The organism is Stappia sp. 28M-7 (assembly GCF_014252955.1).
Classification (GTDB): Bacteria; Pseudomonadota; Alphaproteobacteria; order Rhizobiales; family Stappiaceae; genus Stappia.
The window spans coordinates 1-1,314 of sequence record NZ_JACMIA010000010.1 but is presented as its reverse complement, the minus strand read 5'-3'; the positions used below and the strand labels follow the sequence as shown (position 1 = coordinate 1,314).

Genomic DNA, 1,314 nt, shown 5'->3' with positions numbered 1-1,314 from the left:
TCGGTTGAACTGGCCCCCCTTTCGACCGGACACTCAGGCATAACCATGGAGGCTTAGGGATATCCCTAAGCACGTGCTTATGTCTGAGATTGAGATTATCACCGATGGCGGACGTCGACGCCGCTGGTCAGCCGCCGAGAAGCTGCGGATTGTCGAGGAGACACTGGAGGAAGGCGCCAGCATTTCGGTCGTTGCCCGCCGGAATGGTGTTGCCCCGAACCTGTTGTATCGTTGGCGGCGTCTGATGCTGGAAGGGGGAGCCGTGGCCGTGTCCGAAGATGACGACGTGACCAGCAATCGAGCTGTCCGTCAGATGGAGGAGCGCATCCGCGAGTTGGAACGGCAACTCGGCCGCAAGACGCTCGAGGTCGAGATCCTCAAGGAGGCGCTGGACAAGACGCGCCCAAAAAAACGGATGTGGCTCGCGCAGTCGCAGCCGAAGGGCGGTTCCCGATGAAGGTCGTAGCCGAGACGCTGGGTGTCTCCCGCTCCAACCTTCATGCGCGGCTGGTCGGGAGCGCGAAGCCGCGTCGGCGCTACCATAAAGCGCAAGACGCGGCGGTCCTGCCGCTGATCACTGCGCTGGTGGCGGCGCGCCCGACTTATGGCTATCGACGGATCACCGCGATCCTGAACCGCCAGCTTCGGGCCGAGGGCGCTGCGCCTATCAACCACAAGCGCGTTTACCGCATCATGCAGGCGCATAACCTCCTGCTGGCCCGCAGGTACAGCGAGCGGCCGGAACTGACCCACGAGGGCAAGGTGGTCACAATGCGTTCGAACCTGCGCTGGTGCTCGGACAGCTTCGAGTTCACCTGCTGGAACGGCGACATCGTCAGGGGCGCCTTCATCATCGACGCCCATGATCGAGAGATCATCGCCTGGCGGGCCGTCGCGAACGCAGGCATCACTGGATCGGACATCCGCGACATGATGTTGGAGGCGGTCGAGGGCCGGTTCGGGGGCTATAGAGCACCTCATCCGGTCGAGATGTTGAGCGACAACGGCTCGCCTTACATCGCCAGAGAGACGCGCATCTTCGCGCGCCAGGTCGGCCTGAAGTCCTGCTACACGCCGGTGAAGAGCCCGCAAAGCAATGGTATATCGGAAGCCTTCGTAAAGACGCTGAAGCGCGACTACGTCCATGTGACGCCATTGCCGGATGCCACTACGGTCCTCGGATTGATCGCCGGGTGGATTGAAGACTACAACGACAACCACCCTCACTCAGGGCTGAAGATGCGCTCGCCCCGCGAGTTCATCGCAGCCCGAACCGCAACCGCCTGAGTGTCCGGCGAAACGGGGGCAAGACCA

Annotated in this window: 1 protein-coding gene; it reads left to right on the top strand. The window is 62.5% G+C overall.

The genetic code is table 11. From position 1 onward, the window contains the following. The first annotated feature begins 61 nt into the window (after positions 1-61). A protein-coding gene (locus tag H7H34_RS23245; RefSeq protein ID WP_185926458.1) for an IS3 family transposase occupies positions 62-1,287 on the top strand; the annotation gives its coding sequence in 2 pieces (ribosomal slippage) (positions 62-404 and positions 404-1,287; 1,227 coding nt in all). Positions 1,288-1,314 lie beyond the last annotated feature (27 nt).